Genomic DNA, 25,888 nt, shown 5'->3' on the forward strand with positions numbered 1-25,888 from the left:
ATAGCACATGCGCCTATTAATCTGTCCTACCGTGAGTCGGGAACTCTGCTTGGACGACGTTGTGCCCACTGCGGGCGATGTGGACCCTTTCGCTTTGCACGAGGGCGCAATCGCCGTACCCGAGGGCCTGACGTTGACCTCGTATTTTGACCGCAACCGGGCCGAGCACGGCGACAGTCCGGCATATCGCTTCCTTGACTACTCGCAGGAAGCCGATGGCCGGCCCGTGGTACTCAGCTGGAACGAGCTATGGGTCCGGGTGTGTGCGATCGGCGCCCGCTTGCAGCAGGTCACCAAGCCGGGCGATCGGGTGGCGATTCTGGCGCCGCAGGGCCTCGACTATGTGGCGGCGTTCTTCGGTGCCGTCTATGCAGGCAATATCGCTGTCCCGCTCTTCGCGCCGACGATGTCCGGGCATGCCGAGCGATTGGCTGCGGTGCTGGCCGATGCCCGGCCCGCCGCGGTATTGACCACGACCGCCGTCGCGGAGTCGGTTCGGACGTTTATCCGCACGCTTGCGCCCAACGAGCGACCTCGGATGATCGCGGTGGACGCGCTGCCGGACACACTCGGCTCGATGTTCACCGGCGCCAGCCTGCACACCGACGACATCGCGTACCTGCAGTACACCTCGGGCTCGACGCGGTCACCGGCCGGAGTGGAGATCACCCATCGATCCGTCTACACGAACGCGATGCAGATGGTTATGAGCGGTGGGCTGGACGTCGACGTCCGAACGGTGAGCTGGCTGCCCTTGTTCCACGACATGGGGCTGATGATGATCATGTTCACGGCGTTCTTCGGGGCGCACGTCACGATCATGGATCCGATGGCGTTTCTTCGCCGGCCCTACCGCTGGATCAAGCAACTGGGCATCGAGGCGACCTATGGCCGCACCTTCGCGGCGGCACCGAACTTCGCCTTCGAACTGACCGCGGAGCGGGGACTGCCTCCGGCGGGCGAGAGCCTCGACCTCAGCAACGTCGTCTGCGTCCTCAACGGGTCTGAGCCCGTCACCATGTCGGCGGTGGAGAAGTTCACCAACGCGTTTGCTGCGTACGGGTTGCTGGCCAACGCTGTCAAGCCGTCCTACGGAATGGCCGAAGCGACGCTCTCGGTGGCCAGCATCTCCCAGGACGCCACGGCGAGCGCTATCTTCCTCGATCGGGAAGAACTCGGCGCCGGCCGTGCGGTGGTCGTCGCACCCGAGCATCCGAACGCTGTCAGCCAGGTGTCCTGCGGGCAGCCGATTCCCGATCAGTGGGCAGTGATCGCCGACGCGAATGGCGGCGAGCTGCCAGACGGCATCGTGGGCGAAATATGGTTGCAAGGCAACAACATCGGCCGCGGATACTTCGGGCGCGAGGACGAGACACGTCGCGTGTTCGGCAACAGGCTGCAGTTCGGGCTCACCTCCGGCAGCCATGCCGAGGGCACCGCCGACGGCGGCTGCTGGTTGGCGACCGGTGACCTCGGCGTCTACCTCGAGGGTGAGCTGTATCTGACCGGCCGGATCAAGGACTTGATCATCATCGATGGCCGCAACCACTATCCGTTCGATATCGAGACCACGGTCGGCGACTGTTCACCCGCTGTGCGCACCGGCTATGTCGCCGCGTTCTCCGTTCCCGCAGACATGCTCGCGTCCCCGGATGGCGGCTCCGGCGAGCAGCTGGTGGTCTTGGCCGAGCGTGCCGCGGGCGCCGGTCGCACCGATCTGAGTTCGATCGAGGACACCGTGCGAGCGGCCATTTCGCGCAACCACCAGGTTCGGGTCGCCGATGTGCGGCTGGTGGCCGCCGGCACCATTCCCCGCACTACGAGCGGCAAACTCGCCCGCAGTGCTTGTCGGGCCGAATACCTGGCTGGCAAGTTCAACCGCTGACGTCGATCTTGGCGAGCCATTATGCCGACAGGAACGGCCCGATTCGGCGGATGGCTTCTTCGATGTCACTCGTGGGTCCGGCGAACGACAGTCGGACGAACCTGTTGCCCTGCCCGATGTCGAAGTCGATTCCTGGCGCGATCGCAACTCCGGTGTTAGCCAACAACTTTGAGCAGAAGAACAGTGAGTCGTCGGTGTGCTCTGAGACGTCGGCGTAGACGTAGAACGCCCCGTCGGTAGGTGCCAGCCGGTCGATGCCGATTTCGCGCAGCCCATCGAGCAGCAGCGAGCGGTTGAGCGTGTAGTGGTTCAAGTTCCCCTCGGCCTCGGCGGTTGACTCCGGGGTGAACGCCGCCACCGCGGCGATCTGCGACAGCGCGGGTGGGCAGATGGTGAAGTTGCCGGTCAGGCGGTCCACCGCGCGGCGCAACTCGGCCGGCACCAGCAGCCAGCCCAGCCGCCAGCCGGTCATCGCGTAGTACTTGGAAAAGCTGTTGACCACCACGGGATTTCGCGACGTACGCCAGGCACAGCTGGTCTGTGGGGCTCCTTCGTAGACCAGTCCGTGGTAGACCTCGTCGCTGATCAGCCGTACGCCGGCGGCGTCACACCAGGACGCGATCGCCGCGAGCTCCTCGGGCGGTATGACGGTTCCGGTCGGGTTGGCCGGGCTGGCGATGATGACGCCGCGCACCGGTGGGTCGAGCTCGGCGAGCATCCGTGCGGTGGGCTGGAACCGGGTCGCTGCATCGCACGGGATCTCCACCACCTCACATCCCAACGCGGATAGGATGTTCCGGTAGCACGGGTAGCCGGGACTGGCCAGCGCCACCCGATCGCCAACGTCAAAGCACGCCAAAAATGCCAGCAGGAACCCTCCCGAGGAACCCGTGGTGATCACCACCGCGTCGGACTCGACGGAGATACCGTGCAGGCGTTGGTAATCCGCCGCGATCGCGGCGCGCAGCTCTGGAATGCCCAAGGTCACCGTGTAACCTAGCTGATTGCCATGCAGGGCCGCCGCCGCGGCCGCCCGCACCGGCCCGGGAGCGCCCACGCTGGGTTGACCTGCTGACAGGTTGACCAGGTCGCCGTGGCTGCGCTGACGCTCCGCGGCAGCCAGCCAGACATCCATCACATGGAATGGCGGGATGCCGGCGCGCAGCGCGACGGAGCCGTTCACGGCGTCTTGAGCACCTCGGATTCCAGTTGGCGCAACACCTCTCGCGTCGAGCCGAGCAGTTGTGCGCTGCCATGTGCGCGTTTGAAATAGAAGTGCATGTCGTGTTCCCAGGTAATCGCGATGCCGCCGTGCAGCTGGATGCCTTCGCCGGTCACAGTACACAGCGCCTCGCTGGCGACCAGCCGGGCTGTTGCGGCGTTGGTGGGCGTGGGGTCGTTGCAGGCGTCGGTCACTATGGCTTTGGCCGCCGCGATCGCGACATACAGATCGGCCATCCGGTGCTTGAGTGCCTGGAAGCTGCCGATCGGCCTGCCGAACTGCACTCGGCTCTTGGCGTATTCGACGGTCAGCTCCAGACAGCGTTCCGCGGCCCCAATCTGCTCGGCCGCCAGCAGGATCGCCGCGATGTCGGCCAGGCCGGGGTCAGGGCCCAGCGTGACGGTGTCCTCGGGCGCGACCCGGGCCAGCCGGCGGGTCGGGTCCATGGTGGTAACCGGCTGCGCGCTGAATCGGGTCCACCTGCTCAGCTGGCCATCGTCGACGGCGACAACCACATCGGCGATGTCGCCGTTGACCACGTAGTCGGCGTCGAGAACCAGCGCTCCGATCGAGCTGCCCTCGGCCAGCGATTCCAGTGTTTCGCCGTCCGGCTCGGGTGCAGCCAGCAGCGCCAGCTCCGCCAAGGTGGTGCCCAGCAGCGGGGAGGGCACCAATGCACGGCCAAGTTCTTGCAGAACCGTTGCAGCATCGGCCAATTCACCACCGGCCCCGCCTAGTTCCTCCGGTATCACCAGCGCCGCGGCGCCGACCTGCTCGCAGAGCAACTGCCACAATGACTCGTCGTAGCCCCGCTCGGATTCGATCGCCGCGCGGACCGCCGCGGGGTTGGCGTGTTTGGTGACCAGCGCGGCGACAGTCTCGGCCAGCAGCTCCCGTTCTTCACTCATGGCGCCCCTCCTCTCCCCCGCAAGCGGCAGGTACCCCCACATTGCTGCGCGCTGCATCGTCGCCGGCGCGACTCACAATGCCTCCAACACTCGGCGCCGGTGTGCCTCCGGTGTACCCCAAGCCGATCGCAAAGCTTGCACCCGCAGCAGCCATAGTGACAGGTCGTGTTCCTGGGTGAAGCCGATTGCGCCATGCGTTTGCAACGCAGAGCGAGCGGCTAGCAGACCGGCATCGGACGCCGCGGCTTTGGCCGCGCTCACCTCGCGAGCGGCGGCGCTGGTGGCATCGGCCAGCGCCAACGCGGCGCCATACACCAGCGGGCGAGCCAGTTCGATCGCGATGTGCACGTCGGCCAGCTTGTGCTTGATCGCCTGATACGAACCGATCACCCGGCCGAACTGGCTGCGCTGCTTGGCGTATTCGACGGTGTCGTTCAACAGCGCTTCGGCGGCTCCGACCAGCTGCGCGGCGGTTGCCAAGGCCCCGAACTCGTACGCGCGCTTGATATCTGCCTGCCACGGCTCTCCGCTTGCCGTCACGTCGTAGAGGCGCCGGCTGGGATCGACGGATCGGTGGGCTTCACCAGCGGTCGCCTCGCTGACGCCTTCGTCGCCGGCCAGCAGCACCAGTCCGGCGGCTTCGGCGTCAACGGCGCGCGGGTTGTGCGGTGGCAGCGCTACCGTCGCGATCAGTTCACCGGACGACAACTCGGCACTGCGTTCGTCGTCGGCGAGCAAAACCGGTGCCACGGCAATGGATTCGGCAACCGGTCCGGGTACGCACCAGCGTCCGAGCCGTTCCAGCGCGACCACCAGGTCCACCGGGTGGGCGTCGAGGCCGTCGAATTTCTCCGGCACGCCCAGCGCGGTTACGCCGAGGTTGGCCAACTGCTCCCACACCTTGCGGCCGGGCGCGACGTCGCCGTCCGACCAAGCGCGCAGCGCACCCGGTAGGTCCGCCGCGCCCAGGGCCGCGTCGATGCTGGCCGCGAAGTCGCGCTGCTGTTCGTCGAGCGCAAATTTCACTTCTTGCCTCCGGACTTTTCGCGCGGCAGGCCCAACAGCCGCTCGGAGATGATGTTGCGCTGAATTTCGTTGGTACCGGCATAGATCGGGCCGCCCAGTGCAAACAGCAAGCCATCAGTCCACGGCCCGGCAAGCTCGCCGTCGGCGCCCCGAATGTCCAGGGCAGTCTGATGTATCGCCACGTCAAGGTCGGACCAGAACACCTTCGTCACCGATGATTCGGCGCCCAGCTCGCCGCCGGCCGCCAGCCGGGTCACCGTGCCGAACGTCTGTAGCCGGTAGGCCTGCGCCTTGATCCAGGCGTCGGCGACCCGGTCGGCCAATTCGGTGGGTGAGCCGCTATCCTTCCACAGTTGCACCAGCCGCTGTGCGGCCGCCAGGAACCGGGCCGGGCTGCGCAGTGACATTCCGCGTTCGTTGCTCGACGTGCTCATGGCTGCGCGCCAGCCGTCGTTCGGGGTGCCGATGACGTCCTCATCGGGCACGAAGACGTCGTCGAGGAAGATCTCACCGAAGCCGGTGTCCCCGCCCAGCTGCACGATGGGCCGTACGGTCACACCCTTTGCTAACAGGTCGAACATGAAGTACGTCAGCCCGTTGTGCCGCTCCGCGGAGGGGTCTGACCGGAACAGCCCGAAGCCCATATCGGCGAACGGCGCCCGCGAGCTCCAGATCTTCTGGCCGTTGAGCAACCAGCCGCCCTCGGTCTGGGTCGCGGTGGATCGCAACGACGCCAGATCGCTACCGGACTCCGGCTCCGACCAGGCCTGCGCCCATATCTGTTCGCCGCTAGCCATTTTCGGCAAGATCCGGTCCATCTGCTCGTCGGTGCCGTGTGCGAACAGTGTCGGTGCCAGCATCGAGGTGCCGTTGGCGCTGCCCCGGCCCGGTGCTCCGGCGCGGAAGTACTCCTCCTCGAAGACCACCCAATGCAGCAGGGGCGCATCGCGGCCCCCGTACTTCTTCGGCCAGTTGATCACCGACAGGCCCGCGTCGAACAGCACCTTGTCCCAATGGCGGTGCTGAGCAAAGCCTTCCGCGTTGTCATACGACTCGGTCGGGATCGACTCGGCATTGGCCGAGAGGAAGTCCCGTACTTCGGCGGCAAACGCCAGCGTCTCTTCGTCTAGTGCCAGATCCAATTCAAGCCAACTCTCGCAGTTGTGGTTTGACCACCTTGCCGCCGGAATTGCGCGGCAACGCGTCGACGAACCGCACCGAGCGCGGTGCCTTGAAGTTCGCCAGATGTTCTCGGGTATAAGCGATTACCGATTGTTCGTCGAGGTTCGCGTCCGGACGGGTCACCACGAACGCGCGGCCCACCTCGCCGAGACGCTCGTCGGGAACGCCGATCACCGCGGCGTCGGCTACTCCTTGCATCCGCGCCAGCACCTGCTCGATCTCGGCGGGGTAGACGTTGAATCCACCGCAGATATACATGTCCTTGAGCCGGTCGGTGATGCGCAGGTTGCCGTTCTTGTCGAGGACGCCGATGTCGCCGGTGTGCAGCCAGCCTTCGGCGTCGATGGCCGCGGTGGTGGCCTCCTGGTCGTCGAGATAGCCCAGCATCACATTCGGCCCGCGCAGCAGCACCTCGCCGGATTCGCCGGGAGTGGCTGAGTCGATGCGCAATTCGAAGCCGGCGAACGGGCGACCGCATGTGGTGGCGACGGTCGCGGCGTCGTCATCGGCGCGGCAACTGGTGCCCATGCCGTTGGCTTCGGTCAGGCCGTAGGCGGTCAGCACGATGTCGATGTCGAGCTCGGATTGCATGCGCTCCACTAACACAACCGGAACGGTGGCCGCGCCGGTCACCGCGAACCGCAGCGAACTCAGTTCGTAGTCGCGGCGTGCCGGATGATCGAGAAGGGTCTGGTAAATCGTTGGCGGCCCGGGCAATACGGTGATGCGGTGCCGCTCGATCGCCTGCAGTGCGCGCAGCGGATCGAAGGTGAGGTGCGGGATCAGCGTCGCACCGGTTTGCAGGCAGGCCAGGATGCCTGCCTTGTAGCCGAAGTTGTGGAAGAACGGGTTGATGCACAAGTAGCGGTCGTCGCTGGTGATCTCGCCGTTGGCGGCCCACGACGCCGAGGCCGATAGCGACTGCCGGTGCGCGCACAATACCCCTTTGCTGCGGCCGGTGGTTCCGGACGTGAACAGGATGTCGCTCAGGTCGTCGGGGACGACGGCGGAGGCACGAGCGATCACCGCGTTGGTGTCGATGCCGCCGGCGATGAACTCGTCCCACGTTCCGGCACCGGTCTCTGGGGCGTCGATCGGAATCCGGACGATGTGGCGCAGCGCGGGCAGTGCGGCACGGTCCAGGTCGGCGAGGCGATCGTTGCCGAGGAACTGGCCCATCCCGAACAGCACCGGAGCGGCGGTACGCGCCAGGATGTCGCTGGCCTCCGCCGCGGTGTAGCGGGTGTTCAGCGGCACCATCACGGCGCCGGAATGGTGAATCGCCAGACAGGCGATCACCCAGTGCCAGGTATTCGGCGACCACACGGCGACCCGATCGCCATGCTCGACACCGAGCGCGATCAGGGCCGCCGCCGCACGGTGTACTTCGTCGCGAAGTTCGGTCGCGGTGAACGACCGGTCGTCGGTGATCAGCGCGGCCTGGTCCGGGAACTGGTCGGCAAAACGATCCAGCGCCGCGGGAATGGTGCGGGCATCGCCGGTCATCGAGGCTGCTCCTAACAAAGCAAGTGCTTGGTAGGTTAGCCTACAGGGCATGCAGGACGTCGAGGAGTTCCGGGCGGAGGTCCGCGGTTGGCTCGCCGACAATCTGGTCGGCGAATTCGCAGCGCTCAAAGGTCTTGGCGGGCCCGGGCGCGAGCACGAGGCATTCGAAGAACGCCGGGCATGGAATCAGCATCTCGCCGCGGCGGGGTTGACCTGTCTGGGATGGCCGGTCGAGCACGGCGGGCGTGGGCTTTCGACCGCGCATCGGGTGGCCTTCTACGAGGAGTACGCCAAGGCTGACGCGCCGGACAAGGTCAACCACTTCGGCGAGGAGCTGCTCGGCCCAACGCTGATCGCCTTCGGAACACCCGAGCAGCAGCAGCGATTCCTGCCGCGCATCCTCGACGTCACCGAGCTGTGGTGCCAGGGCTACTCGGAGCCGGGCGCCGGCAGCGACCTGGCCAATGTGGCGACCACCGCCGAACTCGACGGCGACGAGTGGGTGATCAACGGCCAGAAAGTCTGGACATCGTTGGCTCACCTATCGCAGTGGTGCTTTGTGGTCGCACGCACCGAGAAGGGCTCCAAGCGGCACGCCGGACTGTCGTACCTGCTGGTGCCGCTGGACCAGCCGGGCGTCCAAGTGCGGCCGATCGTCCAGATCACCGGCACTGCGGAGTTCAACGAGGTCTTCTTCGACGACGCCCGAACCGAGGCCGGCCTGGTGGTCGGCGAGCCGGGCGACGGCTGGCGGGTCGCGATGGGAACGCTGACCTTCGAACGCGGTGTGTCGACACTAGGGCAGCAAATCGTCTACGCGCGCGAACTCTCCAATCTGGCTGAGCTCGCGCAGCGCAACGGCGCCGCCGACGATCCGTTTATTCGGGAACGGCTGACCCGAGCCTGGACCGGACTGCGGGCCATGCGCAGTTATGCGCTGGCCACGATGGACGTCGAGCAGCCCGGCCAAGACAACGTGTCGAAGTTGTTGTGGGCCAACTGGCATCGTGATCTGGGCGAGCTGGCGATGGACGTCATCGGCAAGCCCGGCCTGACCTTGTCGGACGGCGAATTCGACGAGTGGCAGCGGCTGTTCCTGTTCACCCGCGCCGACACCATCTACGGCGGATCCAACGAGATCCAGCGCAACATCATCGCCGAGCGGGTACTCGGCTTACCCCGGGAGGTTAAGGGATGAGTTTGGCCGAAGCGCCGAAAGAGATTGCCGGACACGGCCTCTTGACCGGCAAGGTGGTCGTTGTGACCGCGGCCGCGGGCACCGGGATCGGATCGGCGACCGCACGCCGGGCCCTGGCCGAAGGCGCCGACGTGTTGATCTCCGACCACCACGAGCGGCGACTGGGGGAGGCCGCTGAAGAGCTGTCCGCGCTGGGTCAGGGCCGTGTCGAGCACGTGGTGTGCGACGTGACGTCGACCGCCGCGGTCGACGCCCTGATCAACTCGGCCACCGCGCGGATGGGGCGGATCGACGTGCTGGTCAACAACGCCGGGCTGGGTGGGCAGACGCCGGTGGCCGATATGACCGACGACGAGTGGGATCGCGTCCTCGACGTGACACTGACGTCGGTGTTCCGTGCCACCCGTGCGGCGTTGCGGTACTTCCGCGACGCGCCGCATGGCGGAGTGATCGTCAACAACGCCAGCGTTCTGGGCTGGCGGGCGCAACACTCGCAGGCGCACTATGCGGCCGCCAAGGCCGGAGTGATGGCGCTAACCCGTTGCAGCGCAATAGAAGCCGCCGAATATGACGTCCGGATCAACGCCGTGTCGCCGAGTATCGCGCGGCATAAATTCTTGGACAAGACGACGTCGTCCGACCTGCTCGACCGGCTCTCCGCCGGTGAGGCGTTCGGGCGGGCTGCCGAGCCGTGGGAAATAGCTTCCACCATCGCGTTCCTGGCGAGCGACTACTCGAGCTACCTCACCGGCGAGGTCATCTCGGTTTCCAGCCAACAGCCGTGATCCCAGCTGGCCAAGCAAGCGCTTGGTTGATATCCTGACCGGATGGACCGAGTGACCGGTCAGGCGAACAGCCGGCGAGACGAGCTCTTGGAGCTCGCTGCGAGCATGTTCGCCGAGCGTGGTCTGCGCGCCACCACCGTGCGCGATATAGCCGACGGCGCCGGGATCTTGTCCGGCAGCCTGTACCACCATTTCTCCTCGAAAGAAGAGATGGTCGACGAGTTGTTGCGCAGCTTCCTGGACTGGCTGTTCACCCGCTATCGCGAAATCGTGGACGGCGAGGCCAATCCGCTGGAGCGGCTCAAGGGGCTGTTCATGGCCTCGTTCGAGGCAATCGAGGACCGGCACGCGCAGGTCGTCATCTACCAGGACGAGGCCCAGCGGCTGCTCTCGCAGCCGCGGTTCGCCTATATCGAGGACATGAATCGGCAACAACGCAAGATGTGGGTCGAGTTGCTGCATCAGGGTGTCGACGAGGGCTACTTCCGGGCCGACCTCGACGTCGACCTTGTCTATCGATTCATCCGTGACACCACCTGGGTGTCGGTGCGCTGGTATCAACCCGGCGGACCGCTCACCGCAGCGCAGGTGGGCCAGCAATATCTCGCCATCGTGCTTGGCGGGATCACCAACGAAGGAGTCTGAAGATGGCTCGTGTCGGCGACGATGCAGAACGAAGTGATGAGGAGGAGCGACACCATGGCTGAGGCGTACGTCATCGACGCTGTGCGTACCGCGGTCGGCAAGCGCAACGGCGCATTGGCGGGGATACATCCCGTCGACTTGGGTGCCCACGCGTGGCGCGGCCTGCTCGACCGGGTCGACGTCGATCCCGCCGCCGTTGAGGACGTGATCGCCGGCTGCGTCGACGCGATCGGCGGACAGGCGGGCAACATCGCCCGGCTCTCGTGGCTGGCCGCCGGCTATCCCGAAGAGGTGCCCGGTGTCACGGTGGACCGGCAGTGCGGTTCCAGCCAGCAGGCGGTTTCCTTTGGCGCGCAGGCAATCATGGCGGGCACGGCCGATCTGATCGTGGCCGGCGGCGTGCAGAACATGAGCTGGATCCCGATCTCGTCGGCGATGACGGTCGGCGAGCAGTTCGGGTTCACCTCGCCGACCAACGAGTCCAAGCAGTGGCTGCACCGCTACGGCGATCAGGAGATCTCGCAATTCCGCGGCGCGGAGATGATCGCTGAGAAGTGGAACCTGTCGCGTGAAGAGATGGAGCAGTACGCGCTAACCAGCCACGAGCGCGCCTTCGCGGCGATCCGCGGTGGCCATTTCGACAACGAAATCATCACCGTGGAGACAGAGTCCGGCCCCTTCCGGGTTGACGAGGGCCCGCGCGAGTCGTCGTTGGAGAAGATGGCCGGCCTGAAGTCCCTGGTCGAGGGCGGCCGGCTGACGGCAGCGATGGCCAGCCAGATCTCCGACGGTTCGAGTGCGGTGCTGCTGGCCTCCGAGCAGGCAGTGAGGGACCACAAGCTGACGCCTCGCGCCCGCATCCATCACATCAGCGCCCGCGCCGCCGATCCGGTGTTCATGCTGACCGGCCCCATCCCCGCCACCCGCTACGCGCTGGAGAAGACCGGGCTGTCCATCGGCGACATCGACACCGTCGAGATCAACGAGGCCTTCGCGCCGGTTGTGATGGCGTGGCTCAAGGAAGTCAAGGCTGACCCGGAGAAGGTCAATCCCAACGGCGGCGCGATCGCGCTGGGGCACCCCTTGGGGGCCACCGGGGCCAAGCTGTTCACCACCATGCTCAACGAGCTCGAGCGCATCGGCGGCCGCTACGGCTTGCAGACGATGTGTGAGGGTGGCGGCACGGCCAACGTCACAATCATCGAGCGGCTATAGCCTTTCGAGTCCGGGCTCTGGCGTGATCGTCGTGATCCGGACCAGGGCGATATGATCGGCACGCGGCCGTACGCCGCCGTTTGACGTCTGGATCTTGGAGTTGGCTGTTAACCGCGTATCGCCCAGGGCAATCAAGAAGCCCATCGCTGATCTATCGCACGATGATGTCTGACCAACTTGGGCCCGGCGCCGAACGAGATGAGCAACCGCTTGCCCGTGCTCTCGGGGAGCTGGCCACCGACATGCACGCGCAGCGCGACAACGCGGCGCTTCTGCAAACCATCGTCGAAGCGACGGTGCACATCGTCCCGGGGACGCGATGGGCCGGAATCTCGCTGATCGAAGGGCGCCAGGTCACTCCCCGGGTGCCGAGTGACCCACTCGTCGCTGAGCTCGACGAGTTACAGAGACGCCAAGACGAGGGTCCATGTCTGAGCGCGTTGCGGGACCACGAAACCGTGCGCATCGACAACACCGCGGCCGATGAGCGTTGGCCGAAGTATGCGCGGGCGGCGCGTGAGCGTGGTGTGCACAGCGTGCTGTCATTCCGCCTGTTCGTGGAACGCCAGACCCTGGGCTCGCTGAACCTCTATGCCGACCACGAGGATGCGTTCGATGACGATGCGTTGGCCATCGGTGGCATCGTGGCGCAGCATGCCGCAGTCGCCATGATCGGCTCGGCGGCCGAGGCACAGTTCCAAACCGCACTTGCCGGTCGAGACGTGATCGGCCAGGCGAAGGGCATCCTCATGCACCGCGACGGCTTGACCGGGCTACAGGCGTTCGCTTTGCTCACGCGGGTGTCCCAACGGACCAACACCAGGCTGCTCGCCGTCGCTCGATTCCTGGTCGAGGACCAGGAATCGAACGCGAGACGACCGGACCAGCAGGGATAGCCGGGCGGGCGTCGTGGGCGCGCGGGACTAGTCCTCGATCAGCGCCGATGCCGACCGTAGCTGCGCGATCGCCACACGCACGATCGACTCGATTAGCTCGGCGCATGACGGCAGGTCTTCGAGAATGCCGGCGACTTGTCCGGAGGCCAGCACCCCGGCCTCGGTGTTGCCGTCAACGAGCCCGGCTTTCAACAGCATTGGCGTGTTGGCCGCCATCACAACCTGCGACCAGGTCATCTCTTTGCCGTGGCGCATCGCCAGGCCGTCAGTGATCATCGATCGCCAGGTCATCTGCGACATGTGCTTGAACTTCCCGGCATTGCGCACCGCGGCGGTCAAGCCCCGTACCGGCGAACCGCCTTCCAGCTTCTCGACCAGTCCGGTGCGCAGCACCCGGTGCGGCATGCCGTCGACTCGCGTGGTGACCACGGTGCCGTCCAGCGCCGACTCCAGATAGCGGCGCTTAACAGCCTCGGGCACGGTTGAATCCGATGTGAGCAGAAATCGTGTGCCCATCGCGACGCCGGCCGCGCCGTAGGACAACGCCGCCGCCAGTCCGCGGCCGTCGAAGAAACCGCCGGCCGCGATGACAGGGATCCCGGTACCCTTCACCGCGTCCAGCACCGACGGCAGCAGCAGCGTGGTGGCGACGGGTCCGGTGTGGCCACCGCCCTCACCTCCCTGCACGATCATCGCGTCGGCACCCCAGTTCGCGACCTTGCGCGCGTGCTTGGCCGCGCCGATCGACGGAATGACCACCACCCCAGCATCTTTAAGCCTGGCGATCAGCTCTTGCTTGGGCGCAAGCGCAAACGATGCCACCTTGACGCCCTCGCGAATCATCAGCTCGACGCGGTCGCCGGCGTCGGCGGCGTCCGCACGCATGTTGACACCGAAAGGCTTGTCGGTGGCGGCCTTGACCTTGCCGATCGCCGTCGCCAACTCGTCCAGAGTCATCGTGGCCGACGCCAGGATGCCGAGACCGCCGGCGTTGGCCGTGGCTGACACCAACCGCGCTCCGGCTACCCAGCCCATCCCGGTTTGCACCACCGGGTGCTCGACGCCGACCAGTTCGGTCAGCGGCGTGCGCAGCTTCATGAGCGTATCTCGCGGTCGCGCAAAGCCTTCGGGTCGATCGTCTCGCGGATCAGGCTTAGTTCGTCGTCGGTGGGTAGCCGGGTCTCCTGGGCGCCGTCCAGGCCGTGGATCTCAAACGACGTGTTCTGCCGGACCTCGTCGGACGAAACGCCGGGATGTAGGGACACCGCCCGCATGGTGCGCTCGGGCCCGCCGAAGTCGAACACGCCGAGGTTCGACACCACCCGATACGTGTTGGCGAAGCGGAACGCCGGATTGTCGGTGTCGACATGGTCCCAGCCGATTCCGCAGACGATGTCGACGTTCTCGCAGAACACCCGCTTGGAGTGGTTGCCAACCCAATAGCTGGTCGCGTGGTTGATGGCGTTGCCGGGCGCACCGCGGACGCCGAACATCTGCCGCTTGGGTTGCTGCAGCGGACCGAACGCCGAGATATTCTGATTGCCAAAGCGGTCAACCTGATTGGCGCCCATCACGACGTGGCGACGGCCCCAGGCCAGTGTCTCGAAGACCCGGCTAAACGGCATCCACCCCTCGAGGGCACCCGAGGCGCCGAGCGCCGGCGTGTCGGCCAGCAGCTGGGCTTCGCCGTCGGTCAGCAGGATGTCGGGGGAGAACGTCAGCCGGGCCAGCCGCGCGCCGACCGAGGCCATATTCGTCATCGGGCTGACCATGATTTCGCCGGCGTCCCTGAACAACTCGGCGCAGGCGACCGCACATACTTCGGCGCGGGTGCTCACTTCGATGCCTCCTCTGCGAATGCGCGCACGGCGGCCTGGTATTCGTCCTCGCCGCCGGACAAGTAGGTCGCGACGAACTGCTGCCAGCCGTCTTCGGTCGAGGCGGCCTCGGCGTAGTGCCGCTGGAATTTCTCGTCGCGGCCGTAATCCGGTGCGGAAGTGGTGAAGTGGGCACCGTTCGGTGCTTCAACCACGCCGTCGACCATCATCCGGTTCACCAGCAGCGCCTGTGGCGGCACCGCCTTGATCAGCTCCTGGGTGGACACCACTCGTTCCACCGACAGATAGCGTTTCTCGGCGGCCATCAAGAACAGGTCGTCGAAGTAGGGGTCGATGCCGGTGTAGGCCGCATTGCCTTTACTGTCACCGAGATTGAGGTGCACGAACGCCGCGTCCAGGGGTAATGCCGGCATCGCGATCAGCGTCTCGTGCCCGCCACCGGGTGCCGCGTACGGGCTGGTCACGGTCGCCAGCTCACCCTCCCAGAAGTCCAGCACCGAACTGCCCAGGCCGGCGCGGATAGGCAGGAACGGCAGCCGTTGGGCGGCGGCCTGCAGACCGCAGCGCAGCATGCCCTCGTCCATCTCCCGGGCTTCGATCGCTCCGGTGCTGCGCGCCTTGGCGAACCACGGATCGTAGAAGGGCGGCGAGTCCAGCGAGACAAAGCCGTAGTAGACGCGCTTGACTTTGCCTGCCGCGCAGAGCAGCCCGAGGTCGGGTCCACCGTAGGTGACGACGGTGAGGTCCTTGATGTCGGTGCGCAGCATCGCGCGCACGAACGCCATCGGCTTGCGTCGTGACCCCCAACCGCCGATGCCGATGGTCATACCGCTACGCAGACCGGCAACAGCGTCGTCGATAGTGGTTCGCTTGTCGCTCAAGACTTCTCACCCTTCGTCGTACCGGAGAAAGCGTCGCGGTGCTCGTCGGACACCCCGGCGAGGTTGAGCTCGAAGGTAAACCCTTGTTCCATGCGATAACTCGCGTTGACGCGTTGCACGTCGATCAAGTTCAGCGCCTCCTTGGCCGCACGGATTACCCGGGTGTCCTTGGCGGCGATGTCGCGGGCGACTCGCAGGGCGGACTCGTCGAGGTCGTCGCGGGGGACCACCTCGTGCACCGAGCCGAAGTGATGCAGCGTCGCAGCATCCACGGTGGCCGCGGTGAAGAACAGCCGCCGCATCATGTGTTGCGGAACCAGCCGCGACAGGTGTGTGGCCGCGCCCAGTGCGCCGCGTTCCACCTCGGGCAACCCGAAGGTAGCGTCGTCGGAGGCCACGATGACGTCGGCGTTGCCAACTAGGCCGATGCCGCCGCCGACGCAGAAGCCGTTCACCGCCGCGATCACCGGAACGGCACATTCGTACACGGCGCGGAACGCCGCGAAGCAGCCGCGGTTGGCGTCGATCAGCGCGGTGAATCCCTCGGTGCGCTGCATCTCCTTGATGTCGACGCCGGCGTTGAATCCGCGGCCTTCGGCGCGCAGGATCACAGCGTGGGTCTGCGGGTCGGCCCCGGCGGACGTGATCGCGTCGGCGAGATCGAACCAGCCTTGCGACGGGATGGCGTTGACGGGCGGGTAGTCAACAGTCACCGCGACTATGCCCGGTTCTGTGCTGGTGGATGTAATGGTCAATTGGCACTTCCTCGTGAAATTGAGGCCGACTACCTAAGCAAGCACTTGCTTGGTACGCTAGCACAGTGACTCGCGCCGAAGCAGGCCCCCTTTCTGCTGGAGACATCAATTTGGGATTGGCCGGGCGGGTGGTTCTAGTCACTGGCGGTGTCCGTGGGGTAGGCGCCGGAATCAGTGCGGTTTTCGCCGAGCAGGGCGCGACCGTAATCACCTGTGCTCGCCGTGCCGTCGATGGTTTGCCGTATGAGTTCCATGCGTGCGACATTCGCGACGAGGACGCGGTCAAGGCGTTGATCGACACGATCGTCGAGCGGCATGGACGGCTCGACGTCGTTATCAATAATGCGGGCGGATCACCGTATGTGCTGACCGCGGAGTCCAGTCCCAAGTTCAACCGCAAGATCATCGAGCTCAATCTCATTGGTGCGCTACTGGTTTCGCAGTATGCCAACGAGAAGATGCAAGCTCAGTCAAGCGGCGGGTCGATCGTCAACATCTGCAGCCTGAGCGGCCGGCGGCCGTCCCCCGGCACCGGCGCCTACGGGGCTGCCAAAGCCGGCCTGGAGAGTCTCACCCAGACGCTCGCGGTGGAATGGGGACCCAAGGTCCGGGTCAACGCCTGCGTGGTCGGCATGGTCGAAACCGAACAGGCCGACCTTTTCTACGGCGACGCCGAGTCGATCGCCGCGATCTCCAAGAATGTGCCACTGGGCCGGATGGCCAAGCCCGAGGACGTCGGTTGGGCCACAGCCTTTTTGGCGTCAGAAGCGGCGTCCTACATCAGCGGCGCCTCGTTAGAGGTGCACGGTGGTGGCGAGCCGCCGCACTATCTGGCCACCACGAACGCTAACGCGATCAAGTAGAGGATCCGAGGAGAATGGGCAGCTAATGGGAGTAGTCGACGGCCGTGTGGTGATCGTCACCGGAGCGGGCGGCGGTATCGGACGCGCGCATGCGCTGGCCTTCGCGGCCGAAGGTGCGCGCGTCGTCGTCAACGACATCGGTGTGGGTCTGGACGGGTCGCCCGCCAGCGGCGGCAGTGCCGCGCAGACCGTGGTCGACGAGATCACCGCGGCCGGTGGCGAAGCCGTCGCAAACGGGTCCAACATCGCGGACTGGGACCAAGCGGCTGCGCTGGTTGCGACCGCCGTCGACACGTTCGGCGGACTGGACGTCCTGGTGAACAACGCCGGCATCGTGCGCGACCGGATGATGGCCAACACCAGCGAGGAAGAGTTCGACGCCGTTATCGCCGTGCATCTCAAGGGACACTTCGCCACGATGCGCCACGCCGCATCGTATTGGCGCGGGCTGTCCAAAGAAGGCAAAACCGTTGACGCGCGGATCATTAACACCAGCTCGGGCGCGGGCCTGCAGGGCAGCGTCGGACAGGGCAACTACAGCGCCGCCAAGGCCGGTATCGCCGCGATGACGCTGGTGGCTGCCGCCGAGATGGGCCGTTACGGCGTCACGGTCAACGCGATCGCGCCGTCCGCCCGGACCCGCATGACCGAGACCGTCTTCGCCGAGATGATGTCAACACAAGACCAGGCTTTCGACGCGATGGCACCGGAAAACGTTTCACCGATTGTTGTTTGGCTGGGCAGTGTCGAAGCCCGTGAAGTCACCGGGAAGGTCTTCGAAGTCGAGGGCGGCAAGATCCGCGTCGCCGAGGGCTGGGCGCATGGACCGCAGATCGACAAGGGCGACCGGTGGGATCCGGCCGAGCTCGGGCCGATCGTCTCCGACCTGCTGGCCAAGTCCCGACCGCCGGTCCCGGTCTACGGCGCCTAAGCCGGATCGCAGATGACGACCGGGATCACCCGGTCGGTCCAGGACTGGTAGTCGTCGAAGTTCGGATAGTTCGCGACCAGCTTCGGCCAGTACTCGCTTTTCTCCTCGGCCGTGGCGTCGCGCGCCTGCAATGCCAGCACCTCGTCCTTGATCTGCACTGTCACTTCGGGATTGGCCTTGAGGTTGAGGTACCACAGCGGGTGCTTGTCGCGCCCGCCCTGGGAGGCGACCAGAACGACGCGGTTGCCGTCGCGCAGGTATAGCAGCGGGCTCACCCGCGGTTCACCGGTCTTGCGGCCGGTCGTGGTCAGCAGGGCGACCGGGTTCTTCTGGAACACGCCGCCGAGCTTTCCGTTGCTGCGCTTGTAGATCCAGGTGTTGCCCTTCGACATCCACTTGATGAAGAAGCCGACGACGGGCGAATTGAGAGATTTTGGTTTTTCCATGGCGTCCTGGCCTTAGCGCTTTATGAAGGGGTGAAACCGGACCTTGATGTGGTGGATTTCTGCTTGCCCGCTTGGACTCTCGGCGGGAATCACGAACGTCTCGTCAACCCGCGCGCCCACCCGCCGGCCGCCGAACGCCGCCTTGGTCAGCACGTCGTATTCGGCGCGCACCTCGTCGCCCGCGACGGTGAAGTCCGGTGGCGTCGTCTCGGCAAGAAGCCGGTACTGCGGTCCGCGATTGAGGCTGCGCCGCAAGTGGTTTCCGGAGAATCCGTTCTTGAAACCCTGCTCGACGCGGGTGCATCCGGGCGCGAACGGAACCGCATCGCCGACGTGGCTGACAAGCGCGTCGATGTACGCCTGCGCCGCGGCGATGCGGCTCTTCTGGGGGACCAGCACCGAGCCGATTAGATGCGCTCGATGATGGTGCCGGTGGACAGCGCGCCGCCCGCGCACATCGTGATCAGCGCGGTGGTCTGATCCGTGCGCTCCAGCTCGTGCAACGCGGTGGTGATCAACCGGCTGCCGGTGCTGCCCACGGGGTGGCCCAACGCGATCGCACCACCGTTAACGTTGACCTTGTCCATGTCGGGGTTGTGTACGCGCGCCCAGGACAGCACGACCGACGCAAAAGCCTCGTTGATCTCGGTGATGTCGATGTCGCCCATCTTCATGCCGGCCTTTTCCAGCACCTTGGCGGTCGATTGCACCGGGCCGTCGAGGTGGTAGTACGGCTCGGCGCCGACCAGCGCCTGGCTGATGATGCGCGCCCGCGGCTTCAGTCCCAGTGCCTTGGCTTTGTCCTCGTCCATCCATAGGACCGCCGCCGCGCCGTCGGAGATCTGCGACGACGTACCCGCCGTGTGGATCCCGCCCTCGATCACCGGCTTCAGCGATGCCAGGCCTTCCAGCGTGGTGTCGCGCATGCCCTGGTCGCGCGTGACGATGTGACGTTCGCTCGTCGGCTGCTTCTGCTCGTCGAGTACGGGCGCCTCGATGCCACTGATCTCGCGGTCGAACCGGCCCTCGGCCCACGCCTGGGCGGCCTTGCGTTGCGAGTCGAAGCCGAATTGGTCGATGTCTTCACGGGTGATGCCGCGCCGTTTGGCGATGCGCTCGGCGGCAGTGAACTGGTCGGGCAGGTCGATGTCCCACGACGCGGGCCGCAGGATCCCGCGGTCGGGGCCGGCGTTGGCGCCGAGCCCGACACGGCTCATCGCCTCGATGCCGCACGCAATGCCGACGTCGATGGCGCCGGCCGCGATCAGACCCGCGACCAGACCGTTGGCCTGCTGGCCGCTGCCGCACTGACAGTCGACGGTCATCGCGCCGACGTGCTCCGGCAGGCCGGCGACGAGCCAACTGACCCGCGTGATGTTGTTGGACTGCTCGCCGAACTGCGTGACGCAGCCTCCGACGATCTGCTCGACGTCGCCGGCATCGATGCCGGCCTTCTCCACAAGAGCCTGCTGCGTGGCCCCCAGTAACTCGGTGGCGTGCAGACCGGACAGCCATCCGTTCCGTTTGCCGATGGGGCTGCGGGTTGATTCGACGATGACAGGGTTACCCATTCCGTCAGGCTAGAACACGTTTCATTACTCTGACAAGCGAGGATGATGACCTGCCTTTTATCTGCGCAGGAGGCGTGTTTTACTGGAACTAGAACACGTTGCAATTGAGGAGCGCATACACATGGCACCCCCCAACATTCCTTCCGACTTCGACTTCCTTGACCCCGACGTCAACCTCGCCGGGCTGCCCGTCGCGGAGCTCGCCGAGCTACGCAAAGCAGAGCCGGTCCACTGGGTCGACATCCCAGGTCTTTCGGGCGGCTTCGAGGACAACGGATACTGGCTCGTCACCAAGCATGCCGACGTCAAGGAGGTGTCGCGTCGCAGCGATGTCTTCTCGAGCTGGCTAAACGGCGCCATTCCGACCTGGCCGCCGGAGATGAAGCGTGAGCAGGTCGAACTGCAGCGCAGCGTCATGCTCAACATGGACGCACCGCATCACACCCGGCTGCGCAAGATCATCTCCCGCGGGTTCACGCCACGGGCCATCGGGCGGCTGGAAGCCGAACTGGCTCAGCGCGCCGAAAACATCGCCAAGACCGCGGCGATCGAGGGCAGCGGCGACTTCGTCGAACAGGTCTCGTGTGAGCTGCCGCTGCAAGCCATCGCGGGCCTGCTCGGTGTGCCCCAGGAAGATCGCGACAAGCTCTTCCGCTGGTCCAACGAGATGACCGGTGGCACCGACCCCGAATACGCCACCGTCGATCCCGCGCAGTCGTCGATGGAACTGATCATGTACGCGATGGCGATGGCGGCCGAACGCAACGAGAACCCCACCGACGACATCGTCACCACGCTCATCCAGGCCGACATCGACGGCGAGAAGCTCTCCGATGACGAGTTCGGGTTCTTCGTCGTCATGCTGGCGGTGGCCGGTAACGAGACCACGCGGAACTCGATCACCCACGGCATGATCGCGTTCGCGAACAACCCCGATCAATGGGAGCTCTTCAAAAAGGAGCGCCCGGCCACCACGGCCGACGAGATCATCCGGTGGGCCACCCCGGTATCGGCGTTCCAGCGCACCGCCAACGAGGACATCGAGTTGGGCGGCGCACTGATCAAGAAGGGGCAGCGGGCGGTGATGTCCTACCGGTCGGCCAACTTCGACGAAGAGGTCTTCGAAGACCCGCACAGCTTCAACATCTTGCGTGACCCGAATCCGCATGTGGGCTTTGGCGGCACCGGCGCCCACTACTGCATCGGCGCGAACCTGGCCCGCATGACCATTAACCTGATCTTCAACGCGGTTGCCGACCACATGCCGGACATCAAGTCGGTGGGCGAGCCCGAGCGGCTACGGTCAGGGTGGCTCAACGGCATCAAGCACTGGCAGGTCGACTACTCGGGAAAGAGCTCGGTGACGTCCTGATGGACTTCGATCTCACTGCGACGCAACAAGCCGTCGCCGACGTGGCCACGTCGGTCCTCGAAAAGGATTTGGGCTGGGACGCTTTGGTCAGCGGGGGCGTGACGGCGCTGCCGGTGCCCGAACGTCTCGGCGGCGACGGTGTGGGTCTGCCCGAGGTCGCCACGGTGCTGACCGAGGTCGGTCGTCACGGCGCCATCACGCCTGCACTGGCCACGCTGGGCTTCGGCGTGGTGCCGCTGGTGGATCTGGCATCCGACGAACAACAGGACCGCTTCCTGGCCGGCGTCGCCAAGGGTGGGGTGCTGACCGCGGCGCTCAGCGAGCCCGGAGCGGCGCTGCCCGACCGGCCCGCCACCACGTTCGCAGACGGGCGGTTGTCGGGTACCAAAGTCGGTGTCGCCTATGCCGAACAAGCGGATTGGATCATCGTGACGGCCGACAACGCGGTCGTCGTGGTGTCGCCCAAAGCCGACGGTGTGGAGCTGGTTCGCACCCCGACGTCGAATGCTTCCGACGAGTACACGGTGACGTTCGGCGCGGTCGCGGTTGCCGACACCGATGTGCTGGCCGGCGCCACCGCGCGCCGCGTCAATGAGCTGGCGTTGGCGGCGATCGGCGCCTTCACCGACGGGCTGGTGGCCGGAGCGCTGCGGCTGACCGCGGACTACGTGGCCGGTCGCAAGCAGTTCGGCAAGCCGCTTTCGACCTTCCAGACCGTGGCGGCGCAGCTGGCCGAGGTCTACATCGCCTCTCGCACTATCGATTTAGCGGCGAAGTCGGTGGTCTGGCGCCTGTCTGAAGGCCGGGACGCCGACGACGACTTGGACGTGCTGGGCTACTGGATCGCGTCGCAGGCCCCGCCGGTGATGCAGATCTGCCACCACCTGCACGGCGGCATGGGGATGGACATCACTTACCCCATGCATCGGTACTACTCCACGATCAAGGACCTGGCCCGGCTGCTGGGCGGGTCATCTCATCGTCTCGACCTGGTCGGAGCGCAATGTTCATAGATCTGACTCCCGAGCAACGTCAGCTGCAAGCGGAGCTTCGCGAATACTTCTCGAATCTGATTTCGTCCGACGAGGCGAAAGCGATGGAGTCCGACCGTCACAACGACGCCTATCGTGCGGTGATCCGCCGCATGGGCCAGGACGGCAAGCTCGGCGTGGGATGGCCAAAAGAGTTCGGCGGCCTAGGCTTCGGGCCGATCGAGCAGTCGATCTTCGTCAACGAGGCGCACCGGGCCGACGTGCCGCTGCCGGCGGTGACGCTGCAGACGGTCGGTCCGACCCTGCAGCGGTTCGGCAGCGAGCTGCAGAAGAAGAAGTTCCTGCCGGCGATTCTGGCCGGCGAGGTGCACTTCGCAATCGGCTACACCGAGCCGGAAGCCGGCACCGACCTGGCGTCGTTGCGTACCACCGCGATTCGTGACGGCGACCACTACATCGTGAACGGTCAGAAGGTTTTCACCACCGGCGCTCACGACGCCGACTACATCTGGCTGGCCTGCCGCACTGACCCGGAAGCCGTTAAACACAAAGGTATTTCGATCCTGATCGTCGACACCAAGGATCCCGGTTACTCCTGGACGCCGATCATCTTGTCCGACGGTGCCCACCACACCAACGCCACCTACTACAACGACGTGCGGGTGCCGGCCGACATGCTGGTCGGCGAGGAGAACGGCGGATGGCGGCTGATCACCACACAGCTCAACAACGAGCGCGTGATGTTGGGCCCGGCCGGGCGCACCGCCGGCATCTATGACCGGTTGCACGCCTGGGCATCCAAGCCCGGCGGTGACGGTGTCACGCCTATCGACCACCACGACGTCAAGCGGGCGCTCGGTGAGATCTACTCGATGTGGCGGATCAACGAACTGCTCAACTGGCAGGTCGCGGCCGCCGGCGAGGACATCAACGTGGCCGACGCCGCGTCGACGAAAGTCTTTGGTACCGAGAGTATTCAGTACATCGGCCGGCTCGCCGAGGAGATCGTCGGCAAATACGGCAACCCGGCCGAGTCGGACACCGCCGAGCTGCAGGAGTGGCTCGACTCGCAGACCAAGCGCAATCTGGTGATTACCTTCGGTGGAGGCGTGAACGAAGTGATGCGTGAAATGATCGCTGCGTCCGGCCTCAAAGTGCCGAGGGTGCCCCGATGACCGACGCGAACGGTATCAAGGAGCGCGTCGCAGAGATCACGGCCACCGTCGTTGCCAAGTCTCGGGCGGCGCGGGATCCGGTGAACCAGCCGATCATCAACAATTGGGTGGAGGCCCTCGGCGACCGCAACCCGATCTATGTGGACGAGGCCGCTGCCAAAGCCGCCGGTCATCCCGGCATCGTCGCGCCCCCGGCCATGATCCAGGTCTGGACGATGTTCGGTCAGGGTGGGGACCGCCCGACCGACGATCCGATGGGCCCGATCATGGAGCTTTTCGACGACGCGGGCTATATAGGAGTGGTCGCGACCAACTGCGAGCAGACCTACCATCGCTATTTGCAGCCCGGGGAGCAGGTCACTATCGCCTCGGAGATGCGCGACGTCGTCGGCCCCAAACAGACCGGGCTCGGTGAGGGCTGGTTCATCAACCAGCACATCACTTGGCGGGTCGGTGACGAAGATGTCGCCGAGATGGCCTGGCGCATACTTAAATTCAAGCCGCGCGAGTCCTCGGATGACGGCGCGCCGTCCGCCGTGCCCGACGACCTGGATCCCGACGCCATGATGCGTCCCGCGTTGTCGCGCGACACCGCGTTCTTCTGGGAGGGTGTCGCGGCACATGAGCTGCGCATCCAGCGGCGGCCCGATGGCAGCTTGCAGCACCCACCCGTGCCGGCGGTGTGGCAGGACAAGGAACAACCGGTCGACTATGCGGTGGCCGCCGGCTTAGGCACGGTGTACAGCTTCGTCGTGCACCACGCGCCCAAGGTGCCCGGGCGCACGCTGCCGTTCGTGATCGCTCTGGTGGAGCTTGACGAAGGCGTGCGCATGCTGGGCGAGCTGCGGGGGGTGGACCCCGCGCAGGTAAAGATCGGAATGCCGGTTAAGGCAACCTATATCGACTTCCCGGCCGGTGATTCCGGGCCGCAGTGGACCCTCTACGCGTGGGAGCCCCAAGCATGAGCGCACCCGCCATCGAAGTGGGCACGACGCTGCCCGAGCTCAAGCTCTACGGCGATCCCACGTTTATCATCTCCACGGCCATCGCCACCCGGGACTTTCAGGATGTGCACCACGACCGGGACCTGGCGCAGGCCAAGGGATCCAAGGACATCTTCGTCAACATTCTCACCGACACCGGTTTGGTGCAGCGCTTCCTCACCGACTGGGCCGGGCCGACAGCGCTGATCAAATCGATCGGGCTGCGCCTGGGGGTGCCGTGGTACGCCTACGACACGCTGACCTTCTCCGGTGAGGTAACCGCCGTGGAGAACGGACTGATCACGGTGAAAGTGCTGGGCCGCAATAGCCTTGGCGACCATGTGATCGCGACGGCCACACTCACGATTGGGGACGCTTAATGCTGTCGGGTAAGGCGGCGATCGTCGGTATCGGTGCGACCGACTTCTCGAAGAACTCCGGTCGAAGTGAGCTGCGGCTGGCCGCAGAAGCGGTCCGCGACGCTCTTGACGACGCGGGACTGAGTCCGTCCGACGTCGACGGGCTGACCACGTTCACGATGGACACCAACAACGAGACCGCGGTAGCGCGTGCGGTCGGCATCGGTGACCTGAAGTTCTTCGCCCAGACAGGCTACGGCGGGGGTGCGGCGTGCGGGACTGTGTTGCACGCGGCGATGGCGGTCGCTACCGGTGTGGCCGATGTTGTGGTCGCGTACCGGGCGTTCAACGAGCGATCCGGCATGCGGTTCGGACAGGTGCAGACCCGGTTAGCGGGAAGTGCAGGCGTGCAAGCTGATTCGACAGCGGCCGACAACTCCTTCTCCTATCCGCACGGACTGTCGACGCCGGCCGCGCAGGTCGCGATGATCGCTCAGCGGTACATGCACTGGTCCGGCGCGACCAGCCGCGACTTCGGCGCGATCTCGGTGGCCGACCGCAAGCACGCCGCCAAGAACCCGAAGGCTTACTTCTACGAGAAGCCGATCACCATCGAGGAACACCAGAATTCGCGGTGGATTGCCGAGCCGCTGCGGCTGCTGGACTGCTGCCAGGAGACCGACGGCGCGGTCGCGATCGTGGTGACGTCGGCGGAGCGGGCGAAGGATCTCAAGCAACGGCCGGCGGTCATCGAGGGCGCCTCGCAGGGCGCCAGCCCCGACCAGTACACGATGGTCAGCTACTACCGCCCCGAACTGGGCCTTCCCGAGATGGGTGTGGTGGGTCAGCAGCTATGGCAGCAGTCGGGCCTGGCGCCGTCCGACATCCAGACCGCGGTGATTTACGACCACTTCACCCCGTTCACTCTGATTCAGTTGGAGGAGTTGGGTTTCTGCGGCAAGGGTGAGGCTAAAGACTTCATCGCCGACGGTGCGGTCGAGATAGGCGGACGGCTGCCCATCAACACGCACGGCGGTCAACTCGGCGAGGCGTACATTCACGGCATGAACGGCATCGCGGAGGGCGTGCGCCAACTGCGGGGCACCTCGGTGAACCCCGTGCCCGACGTCGAGCATGTACTCGTCACCGCGGGAACCGGCGTACCCACGTCCGGTCTAATCCTCGGCTAGCCGCTTCGTCTGGCTCGACCGTGACGCTGCAGTCACGCTAGAGCCCGAATGTGACTGCAGCGTC

26 protein-coding genes are annotated in these 25,888 nt (G+C 65.6%); 14 read left to right on the plus strand and 12 right to left on the minus strand.

What is annotated here, in order from left to right; translation table 11 throughout:
- Positions 1–7 precede the first annotated feature (7 nt).
- Complete coding sequence (locus H7K34_RS11120; RefSeq protein ID WP_372510736.1) at positions 8–1,885, plus strand: fatty acyl-AMP ligase; 1,878 nt, start codon at positions 8–10, stop codon at positions 1,883–1,885.
- A 19-nt stretch (positions 1,886–1,904) separates the two neighbouring features.
- Here H7K34_RS11120 and H7K34_RS11125 read toward each other — a convergent pair whose 3' ends face one another.
- From H7K34_RS11125 to fadD3, 5 genes are all read right to left on the minus strand, one after another.
- Positions 1,905–3,068 (minus strand): pyridoxal phosphate-dependent aminotransferase, encoded by a 1,164-nt coding sequence (locus H7K34_RS11125; protein ID WP_264061946.1) that lies wholly within the window; start codon positions 3,066–3,068, stop codon positions 1,905–1,907.
- Complete coding sequence (gene ipdE2, locus H7K34_RS11130) at positions 3,065–4,015, minus strand: acyl-CoA dehydrogenase IpdE2 (protein ID WP_264061947.1); 951 nt, start codon at positions 4,013–4,015, stop codon at positions 3,065–3,067. The genes H7K34_RS11125 and ipdE2 overlap by 4 nt, the downstream gene beginning before the upstream one ends.
- Positions 4,016–4,087: 72 nt before the next feature.
- Positions 4,088–5,041 carry an acyl-CoA dehydrogenase family protein gene (locus tag H7K34_RS11135; protein ID WP_264061948.1) on the minus strand — a complete coding sequence of 318 codons (954 nt, stop codon included), beginning with the start codon at positions 5,039–5,041 and terminating at the stop codon, positions 4,088–4,090.
- Positions 5,038–6,183 carry an acyl-CoA dehydrogenase family protein gene (locus H7K34_RS11140; protein ID WP_264061949.1) on the minus strand — a complete coding sequence of 382 codons (1,146 nt, stop codon included), beginning with the start codon at positions 6,181–6,183 and terminating at the stop codon, positions 5,038–5,040. Before H7K34_RS11140 ends, H7K34_RS11135 begins: the two co-directional genes overlap by 4 nt.
- A gap of 1 nt (position 6,184) precedes the next feature.
- Complete coding sequence (gene fadD3 / locus H7K34_RS11145; protein ID WP_264061950.1) at positions 6,185–7,729, minus strand: 3-((3aS,4S,7aS)-7a-methyl-1,5-dioxo-octahydro-1H-inden-4-yl)propanoate--CoA ligase FadD3; 1,545 nt, start codon at positions 7,727–7,729, stop codon at positions 6,185–6,187.
- A 49-nt stretch (positions 7,730–7,778) separates the two neighbouring features.
- On the opposite strand from fadD3, the gene ipdE1 reads away from it, so the two are divergent.
- The 5 genes from ipdE1 to H7K34_RS11170 all read left to right on the plus strand — a co-directional run bounded on the left by ipdE1 (position 7,779) and on the right by H7K34_RS11170 (position 12,468).
- A complete protein-coding gene (gene ipdE1 / locus H7K34_RS11150) occupies positions 7,779–8,927 on the plus strand; it encodes an acyl-CoA dehydrogenase IpdE1 (RefSeq protein WP_264061951.1) in 1,149 nt (382 codons plus the stop codon).
- The gene (gene ipdF, locus H7K34_RS11155) at positions 8,924–9,712 is read left to right on the plus strand and encodes a (5R,7aS)-5-hydroxy-7a-methyl-1-oxo-2,3,5,6,7,7a-hexahydro-1H-indene-carboxyl-CoA reductase (RefSeq protein ID WP_264061952.1); all 789 of its coding nucleotides are present in this window, start codon (positions 8,924–8,926) and stop codon (positions 9,710–9,712) included. The genes ipdE1 and ipdF overlap by 4 nt, the downstream gene beginning before the upstream one ends.
- 42 nt (positions 9,713–9,754) lie before the next feature.
- The gene (gene kstR2 / locus H7K34_RS11160) at positions 9,755–10,357 is read left to right on the plus strand and encodes a TetR family transcriptional regulator KstR2 (RefSeq protein WP_108920347.1); all 603 of its coding nucleotides are present in this window, start codon (positions 9,755–9,757) and stop codon (positions 10,355–10,357) included.
- A 54-nt stretch (positions 10,358–10,411) separates the two neighbouring features.
- Positions 10,412–11,572, plus strand: a complete 1,161-nt coding sequence (gene fadA6, locus H7K34_RS11165; RefSeq protein ID WP_108920348.1) for a steroid 3-ketoacyl-CoA thiolase FadA6 — start codon at positions 10,412–10,414, stop codon at positions 11,570–11,572.
- A 164-nt stretch (positions 11,573–11,736) separates the two neighbouring features.
- Entirely contained in the window at positions 11,737–12,468 is a 732-nt protein-coding gene (locus H7K34_RS11170) for a GAF and ANTAR domain-containing protein (RefSeq protein WP_264061954.1), read from the plus strand.
- 27 nt (positions 12,469–12,495) lie between these two features.
- Here the strand turns inward: H7K34_RS11170 and ipdC are convergent, their stop codons facing one another.
- Genes ipdC through echA20 form a run of 4 tightly spaced genes read right to left on the minus strand, consistent with a single transcriptional unit; the run spans position 12,496 to position 15,942 of the window.
- Entirely contained in the window at positions 12,496–13,566 is a 1,071-nt protein-coding gene (gene ipdC / locus H7K34_RS11175; RefSeq protein ID WP_264061955.1) for a (3aS,4S,5R,7aS)-5-hydroxy-7a-methyl-1-oxo-octahydro-1H-indene-4-carboxyl-CoA dehydrogenase, read from the minus strand.
- Positions 13,563–14,306 carry a cholesterol ring-cleaving hydrolase subunit IpdB gene (gene ipdB, locus H7K34_RS11180; RefSeq protein WP_108920350.1) on the minus strand — a complete coding sequence of 248 codons (744 nt, stop codon included), beginning with the start codon at positions 14,304–14,306 and terminating at the stop codon, positions 13,563–13,565. The genes ipdC and ipdB overlap by 4 nt, the downstream gene beginning before the upstream one ends.
- Entirely contained in the window at positions 14,303–15,187 is an 885-nt protein-coding gene (gene ipdA / locus H7K34_RS11185; protein ID WP_264061957.1) for a cholesterol ring-cleaving hydrolase subunit IpdA, read from the minus strand. The genes ipdB and ipdA overlap by 4 nt, the downstream gene beginning before the upstream one ends.
- Positions 15,184–15,942, minus strand: a complete 759-nt coding sequence (gene echA20 / locus H7K34_RS11190; RefSeq protein WP_264061958.1) for a (7aS)-7a-methyl-1,5-dioxo-2,3,5,6,7,7a-hexahydro-1H-indene-carboxyl-CoA hydrolase — start codon at positions 15,940–15,942, stop codon at positions 15,184–15,186. Before echA20 ends, ipdA begins: the two co-directional genes overlap by 4 nt.
- Before the next feature lie 65 nt (positions 15,943–16,007).
- Between echA20 and H7K34_RS11195 the strand changes: the two genes are divergently transcribed.
- Together H7K34_RS11195 and H7K34_RS11200 are read left to right on the plus strand one after the other, a co-directional pair.
- On the plus strand, positions 16,008–16,805 hold the full coding sequence (locus H7K34_RS11195) for an SDR family oxidoreductase (protein ID WP_372510737.1): 798 nt from the start codon (positions 16,008–16,010) through the stop codon (positions 16,803–16,805).
- A 25-nt stretch (positions 16,806–16,830) separates the two neighbouring features.
- On the plus strand, positions 16,831–17,736 hold the full coding sequence (locus H7K34_RS11200) for an SDR family oxidoreductase (RefSeq protein ID WP_264061959.1): 906 nt from the start codon (positions 16,831–16,833) through the stop codon (positions 17,734–17,736).
- Here H7K34_RS11200 and H7K34_RS11205 read toward each other — a convergent pair.
- The 3 genes from H7K34_RS11205 to H7K34_RS11215 are packed head-to-tail and all read right to left on the minus strand — an operon-like array spanning position 17,733 to position 19,753.
- Positions 17,733–18,182, minus strand: a complete 450-nt coding sequence (locus tag H7K34_RS11205) for a nitroreductase family deazaflavin-dependent oxidoreductase (protein ID WP_264061960.1) — start codon at positions 18,180–18,182, stop codon at positions 17,733–17,735. The genes H7K34_RS11200 and H7K34_RS11205 overlap by 4 nt on opposite strands.
- Before the next feature lie 12 nt (positions 18,183–18,194).
- The gene (locus H7K34_RS11210) at positions 18,195–18,581 is read right to left on the minus strand and encodes a hypothetical protein (RefSeq protein WP_264061961.1); all 387 of its coding nucleotides are present in this window, start codon (positions 18,579–18,581) and stop codon (positions 18,195–18,197) included.
- 8 nt (positions 18,582–18,589) lie between these two features.
- Positions 18,590–19,753, minus strand: coding sequence for a steroid 3-ketoacyl-CoA thiolase (locus H7K34_RS11215; RefSeq protein WP_264061962.1), 1,164 nt, complete (start codon positions 19,751–19,753; stop codon positions 18,590–18,592).
- Positions 19,754–19,874: 121 nt separating this feature from the next.
- Here H7K34_RS11215 and H7K34_RS11220 point away from each other — a divergent pair, with 121 nt between their 5' ends.
- The 6 genes from H7K34_RS11220 to H7K34_RS11245 are packed head-to-tail and all read left to right on the plus strand — an operon-like array spanning position 19,875 to position 25,824.
- The gene (locus H7K34_RS11220; protein ID WP_108920357.1) at positions 19,875–21,125 is read left to right on the plus strand and encodes a cytochrome P450; all 1,251 of its coding nucleotides are present in this window, start codon (positions 19,875–19,877) and stop codon (positions 21,123–21,125) included.
- On the plus strand, positions 21,125–22,138 hold the full coding sequence (locus tag H7K34_RS11225) for an acyl-CoA dehydrogenase family protein (protein WP_264061965.1): 1,014 nt from the start codon (positions 21,125–21,127) through the stop codon (positions 22,136–22,138). Before H7K34_RS11220 ends, H7K34_RS11225 begins: the two co-directional genes overlap by 1 nt.
- Positions 22,129–23,292, plus strand: coding sequence for an acyl-CoA dehydrogenase FadE29 (fadE29, locus tag H7K34_RS11230; protein WP_264061968.1), 1,164 nt, complete (start codon positions 22,129–22,131; stop codon positions 23,290–23,292). The genes H7K34_RS11225 and fadE29 overlap by 10 nt, the downstream gene beginning before the upstream one ends.
- Positions 23,289–24,257, plus strand: a complete 969-nt coding sequence (locus H7K34_RS11235) for a bifunctional MaoC family dehydratase N-terminal/OB-fold nucleic acid binding domain-containing protein (RefSeq protein ID WP_264061970.1) — start codon at positions 23,289–23,291, stop codon at positions 24,255–24,257. The genes fadE29 and H7K34_RS11235 overlap by 4 nt, the downstream gene beginning before the upstream one ends.
- A complete protein-coding gene (locus H7K34_RS11240) occupies positions 24,254–24,655 on the plus strand; it encodes a MaoC family dehydratase (protein ID WP_264061973.1) in 402 nt (133 codons plus the stop codon). The genes H7K34_RS11235 and H7K34_RS11240 overlap by 4 nt, the downstream gene beginning before the upstream one ends.
- Positions 24,655–25,824: a lipid-transfer protein gene (locus H7K34_RS11245; protein ID WP_108920362.1), complete on the plus strand. Its 1,170-nt coding sequence runs from the start codon at positions 24,655–24,657 to the stop codon at positions 25,822–25,824. Before H7K34_RS11240 ends, H7K34_RS11245 begins: the two co-directional genes overlap by 1 nt.
- The last annotated feature ends 64 nt before the right edge of the window (positions 25,825–25,888 follow it).

It is taken from the genome of Mycobacterium montefiorense, assembly GCF_025823255.1.
Taxonomy (GTDB): domain Bacteria; phylum Actinomycetota; class Actinomycetes; order Mycobacteriales; family Mycobacteriaceae; genus Mycobacterium; species Mycobacterium montefiorense.

Excerpts from the sequence above, each read along its gene's own strand:
- H7K34_RS11120 (WP_372510736.1), top strand. The coding sequence starts at position 8 with ATGCGCCTATTAATCTGTCCTACCGTGAGTCGGGAACTCTGCTTGGAC.
- ipdE2 (WP_264061947.1), bottom strand. The coding sequence starts at position 4,015 with ATGAGTGAAGAACGGGAGCTGCTGGCCGAGACTGTCGCCGCGCTGGTC.
- fadD3 (WP_264061950.1), bottom strand. The coding sequence starts at position 7,729 with ATGACCGGCGATGCCCGCACCATTCCCGCGGCGCTGGATCGTTTTGCC.
- ipdE1 (WP_264061951.1), top strand. The coding sequence starts at position 7,779 with ATGCAGGACGTCGAGGAGTTCCGGGCGGAGGTCCGCGGTTGGCTCGCC.
- ipdF (WP_264061952.1), top strand. The coding sequence starts at position 8,924 with ATGAGTTTGGCCGAAGCGCCGAAAGAGATTGCCGGACACGGCCTCTTG.
- kstR2 (WP_108920347.1), top strand. The coding sequence starts at position 9,755 with ATGGACCGAGTGACCGGTCAGGCGAACAGCCGGCGAGACGAGCTCTTG.
- fadA6 (WP_108920348.1), top strand. The coding sequence starts at position 10,412 with ATGGCTGAGGCGTACGTCATCGACGCTGTGCGTACCGCGGTCGGCAAG.
- H7K34_RS11170 (WP_264061954.1), top strand. The coding sequence starts at position 11,737 with ATGTCTGACCAACTTGGGCCCGGCGCCGAACGAGATGAGCAACCGCTT.
- ipdC (WP_264061955.1), bottom strand. The coding sequence starts at position 13,566 with ATGAAGCTGCGCACGCCGCTGACCGAACTGGTCGGCGTCGAGCACCCG.
- H7K34_RS11200 (WP_264061959.1), top strand. The coding sequence starts at position 16,831 with ATGGGAGTAGTCGACGGCCGTGTGGTGATCGTCACCGGAGCGGGCGGC.
- H7K34_RS11205 (WP_264061960.1), bottom strand. The coding sequence starts at position 18,182 with ATGGAAAAACCAAAATCTCTCAATTCGCCCGTCGTCGGCTTCTTCATC.
- H7K34_RS11215 (WP_264061962.1), bottom strand. The coding sequence starts at position 19,753 with ATGGGTAACCCTGTCATCGTCGAATCAACCCGCAGCCCCATCGGCAAA.
- H7K34_RS11220 (WP_108920357.1), top strand. The coding sequence starts at position 19,875 with ATGGCACCCCCCAACATTCCTTCCGACTTCGACTTCCTTGACCCCGAC.
- H7K34_RS11225 (WP_264061965.1), top strand. The coding sequence starts at position 21,125 with ATGGACTTCGATCTCACTGCGACGCAACAAGCCGTCGCCGACGTGGCC.
- fadE29 (WP_264061968.1), top strand. The coding sequence starts at position 22,129 with ATGTTCATAGATCTGACTCCCGAGCAACGTCAGCTGCAAGCGGAGCTT.
- H7K34_RS11235 (WP_264061970.1), top strand. The coding sequence starts at position 23,289 with ATGACCGACGCGAACGGTATCAAGGAGCGCGTCGCAGAGATCACGGCC.
- H7K34_RS11240 (WP_264061973.1), top strand. The coding sequence starts at position 24,254 with ATGAGCGCACCCGCCATCGAAGTGGGCACGACGCTGCCCGAGCTCAAG.
- H7K34_RS11245 (WP_108920362.1), top strand. The coding sequence starts at position 24,655 with ATGCTGTCGGGTAAGGCGGCGATCGTCGGTATCGGTGCGACCGACTTC.